This window comes from Burkholderia sp. (assembly GCF_018375725.1).
Taxonomy (GTDB): Bacteria; Pseudomonadota; Gammaproteobacteria; order Burkholderiales; family Burkholderiaceae; genus Burkholderia.
In genome coordinates this window covers 1-4,062 of sequence record NZ_JAHACR010000350.1, presented here as the reverse complement: position 1 = coordinate 4,062, position 4,062 = coordinate 1, and the positions used below count along the sequence as shown (strand labels likewise).

The 4,062-nt window shown below is 69.3% G+C and carries 4 protein-coding genes and 1 pseudogene; 2 read left to right on the top strand and 3 right to left on the bottom strand.

Features of this window, described 5'->3' with window-relative positions:
- Together tmk and mltG are read right to left on the bottom strand one after the other, a co-directional pair.
- Positions 1–291 (bottom strand): dTMP kinase (gene tmk, locus KH616_RS22470; protein WP_292252106.1); only part of this gene is annotated, 291 nt, incomplete at its 3' end.
- Positions 291–1,310, bottom strand: a complete 1,020-nt coding sequence (mltG, locus tag KH616_RS22465) for an endolytic transglycosylase MltG (RefSeq protein WP_292252107.1) — start codon at positions 1,308–1,310, stop codon at positions 291–293. The genes mltG and tmk, both read right to left, overlap by 1 nt.
- 78 nt (positions 1,311–1,388) lie before the next feature.
- On the opposite strand from mltG, the gene KH616_RS22460 reads away from it, so the two are divergent.
- Both KH616_RS22460 and KH616_RS22455 read left to right on the top strand, forming a co-directional pair.
- Complete coding sequence (locus KH616_RS22460; RefSeq protein ID WP_292252105.1) at positions 1,389–2,426, top strand: folate-binding protein; 1,038 nt, start codon at positions 1,389–1,391, stop codon at positions 2,424–2,426.
- Between the two features lie 75 nt (positions 2,427–2,501).
- Entirely contained in the window at positions 2,502–3,347 is an 846-nt protein-coding gene (locus tag KH616_RS22455; RefSeq protein WP_292252104.1) for an NRDE family protein, read from the top strand.
- 195 nt (positions 3,348–3,542) lie between these two features.
- Here KH616_RS22455 and KH616_RS22450 read toward each other — a convergent pair.
- Positions 3,543–4,062, bottom strand: a pseudogene (locus KH616_RS22450) (alpha/beta hydrolase); the annotation flags it as partial.

Here is a 4,062-nt window from a genome sequence, read left to right as displayed (position 1 = left end):
ATCGGACACGACCCAGTCGCCGCGCACGAGCGCCGGCTCGATCACGAGCGCGAGATGCTCGCGCCGCGCGGCGAACATCAGGAGCGCCTCGGTTTCGAGATCCATCGGCTGGTTCAGAAGAATCTCGCGCAGCTTCTCGCCGAGCTGCGTCCCGCCCGGCTCGCGCGTGACGACAACCTGCTTGCCGGCCGCCGCCAGCCTGTCGGCCAGCCGTTCGCAAAACCAGTTCAGGTGGGTGGTTTTCCCCGCGCCGTCGATGCCTTCGAAGGTGATGAATTTACCGCGTGCCATTATTGACCTCGAATATATTTGTCCACGGCCTTGTTGTGGTCGCCCAGCGTATCGGAGAACACGCTCGTCCCGTCGCCCTTCGCGACGAAGTAAAGCGCGCTCGTCGCGGCGGGACTGACCGCCGCCTGCAGCGCCGCGGCGCCGGGCAATGCGATCGGCGTCGGCGGCAGCCCGCGCCGGGTGTACGTATTGTAGGGAGTGTCTGTTTGCAGATCGCGCTTGCGCAGGCGACCGTCGTACGCGTCGCCGAGACCGTAGATCACCGACGGATCGGTCTGCAGCGGCATGCCGATGCGCAGCCGGTTCGCGAACACGGCCGCCACGAAGGCGCGGTCGGCCGCATGGCCCGTTTCCTTCTCGACGATCGACGCGATCGTCAGCGCCTCGTACGGCGTCTTGTATGGCAGCCCGGGCACGCGCGCGGCCCACGCCTCGTCGAGACGCGTCTGCATCAGGCGGTACGCGCGCCGGTAGATGTTCAGATCGTCCGTGCCCTTGTCGAACAGGTAGGTGTCGGGGAAGAACAGCCCTTCGGCGCTGCCGTGCCGGATCGCGTTGTCCGGCGCGCCGATCGCGCGCAGCAGATCGGCGTCGCTCATGCCGGCCGTCGCGTGCACGAGATCCGGATTCGCGTCGAGCTCCGCCCGCATCCGCCTGAAGGTCCAGCCCTCGATCACCGTGGCGACATACTCGTTGACATCGCCGCGGGCAATTTTCTGCAGCACCTCGTACGGCGTCACGCCGGTCTTGAATTCGTAGTTGCCCGATTTCAGCTGGCTCGACAGGCCGAGGATGCGCGTCATCGCGACGAAGCCGAACGGCTCGACCGGCACGCCGCCGCGCTTGAGCTGCTGCGCGACGCTTTTCACGCTGCTGCGGGGTTTGATCGTGACGTCGAGCGACGCGGCGCCGAGCGGCAGCGGCCGCGTCGCCCAGTAATAGGCGCCGCCCGCGCCGGCGGCGGCGACAACGACGGCCAGCGCCGCGAACGCGGCGGCGCATTTTTTCAGTAGGGGCATGCGGAACGTGACTCTGGTAAGACCCATATAATACTTGCTCGCCTACGCCAAAGTCAGGATTGACTGTTCCCTCATTCCATGAGCACCACGATCGCCTCAACGGCCGCCCAGGCCGCCGCCCCCGCCGCGCTTCCCGTTTTCCCCCGCCCGTCCGCCGCCGAATTCGGTGCCGCGGGCGCGTACATGCGCCTCCCGCAGTTCGGCGTGATCGACGTCGCCGGCGACGATGCCGCAACCTTCCTGCACAGCCAGCTGACCAACGATATCGAGCATCTCGACGCCGCGAGCGCCCGGCTTGCCGGCTACTGTTCGCCGAAGGGACGCCTGCTCGCGTCGTTTCTCGCCTGGCGTGCCGGCCATGACGTGCGGTTGCTCGTGTCGAAGGACGTGCAGCCCGCCGCGCAAAAGCGCCTGTCGATGTTCGTGCTGCGCGCGAAAGCGAAACTGACCGATGCCAGCGATGCGCTCGCCGTGGTGGGTTTCGCCGGCGATGTGCGCAGCGCGCTGTCGGGCATCTTCGATGCGCTGCCGGACGGCGTCCACGCGAAGGTCGACGGGCCTGCCGGCGCGCTGATCCGCCTGCCGGACGCGGACGGCAAGCCGCGCTATCTGTGGATCGGGCCGCGCGACGAGGTCGATGCGCGCCTCGCCGCGCTCGACGGCAAGCTGGCCGCCGTGTCTCCCGCCGTCTGGGACTTGCTCGCCATCCGTGCCGGCCAGCCCCGCATCACGCAGCCGGCGGTCGAGCAATTCGTGCCGCAGATGGTGAATTTCGACGTGATCGGCGGCGTGAACTTTCGCAAGGGCTGCTATCCGGGACAGGAAATCGTCGCGCGCAGCCAGTATCGCGGCACGATCAAGCGCCGCACTGCGCTGGCACACGTCGCGGGCGATACCGATACGGTTCACGCGGGCGTCGAGCTGTTCCACAGCGACGATCCCGGCCAGCCGTGCGGAATGATCGTCAACGCGGCGGCGGCACCCGGCGGCGGCGTCGACGTCCTCGCGGAGATCAAGCTGGCCGCGCTCGACAGCGGCAGCGTACATCTCGGCGCCGCCGACGGCCCGGCCCTCGCGTTCGAGGCGCTGCCCTACGCGTGGCCGACGGAAGTCTGACCCGCCGCTAACCCGTTCGCGCGCCGGCTCGCCCACCGCCGCCGGCGTCCGACTACTCCAGCGAGAGCTCGCCCGATGTGTCTGATTGCGTTCGACTGGCAGCCCGATGCCGCCGCCGGCCCCCTTTTTACATTGGCCGCCAACCGCGACGAGTTCTTCCGCCGCACCAGCGCGCCGCTCTCGTGGTGGGAAGACGCGCCGGGCGTGCTGGCCGGCCGCGATCTCGAAGCCGGCGGCACCTGGCTCGGCGTCTCGCGCGACGGCCGCTTCGCGGCGCTCACCAATTACCGAGCGCCGTTCGATATCCGCGCGGGTGCGCCGACCCGCGGCAAGCTCGTGTCGGACTATCTCGACGGCCAGCCGCTCGCGCCGCTCGATTACCTCACGCGGCTCGCCGAGCATGCGGCGGTGTACAACGGCTTCAACCTGCTGGTCGGCGACTGGAAGCGCCGCGAACTCGCGTGGTTCTGCAATCGCGCCGCCGAAGGCGCGAACGGCGTCGAGGCGCCCGCCCTGGTGTCCGCCGGCGTGCATGCGCTGTCCAATGCGCGGCTCGACACGCCCTGGCCGAAGGTGGTGCGCAAGCGGGCCGGGCTCGGCACGCTGCTGACCGGCGACCCGTCGCCGCCGCTTGACGCGCTGATCGACCTGATGCGCGACACGCATGTGGCCGATGACGACGCCCTGCCGCATACCGGCATCCCGCTGGCCCGCGAGCGCGCACTGTCCGCGGCCTTCATCGAGACGCCCGAATACGGCTCGCGCGGCACCACCGCGCTGCGGGTCACGATCAAGGAAGGCGTGCGGCTGACGGTCGAACTGAAGGAGCGCTGCGACGACGACGGCTCGCACCGCATCGTCCGGCCCGGTACGTTCGAGCGCGCGTTCACGTTCGACATCGACGGGATACGCGCCCGATAAACCGGCTCCGGCCGCACGCTGCCGTTTGGCGCCCACGCGTCATTCCGGTGCGCGGCAGGCCCGGCGTCGACGAAACACTCGCCAGCCGCCCGGCCGCCAACGCGGCGCACGCCCGTTGCCGCCTGGCGCCGATCAGCCGCGCCGGCCTCCGTCACGCAGGTCGCCACACGCCGCCACCGTGGCGCGATACGGTGTTCAGGCGGCGTCGAATGCCGCGGTCAACGCCGCGACAGCGTCCGCATGCGCGGCACGCACTTCCGGCACGAAGCCGCGCATCTTGAAGAATTCATGAATCATCCCCGGGTAACATTTCAGCGTCACCCGGTTGCCCGCCGCGCGCAGCTTGTCCGCGTACGCCGCGCCCTCGTCGCTCAGCGGATCTTATTCGGCGGTCGCGATCCACGCCGGCGCGACGTCCGCGAACGACGGCGCGCCACGCGTGCCGTCGAGCGGCGCGAAACGCCAGTCGTCACGATCCGACGGATTGCGCAGATATTGCGAGAAGAACCACTGGATCGTGTCCTTCGACAGCAGGTAGCCGTTCGCCAGCCGCTCATGCGACTCGGTCTGCTGGTAGCCGGTCACGCCCGGATAGATCAGCAGTTGCAACGCAAGCCGGATCCCCGCATCGCGCGCGAGCACCGCGCACACGGTCGCGAGCGTGCCGCCCGCGCTGTCGCCGCCGACCGCGAGCCGCCCGGCGTCGATGCCGAAT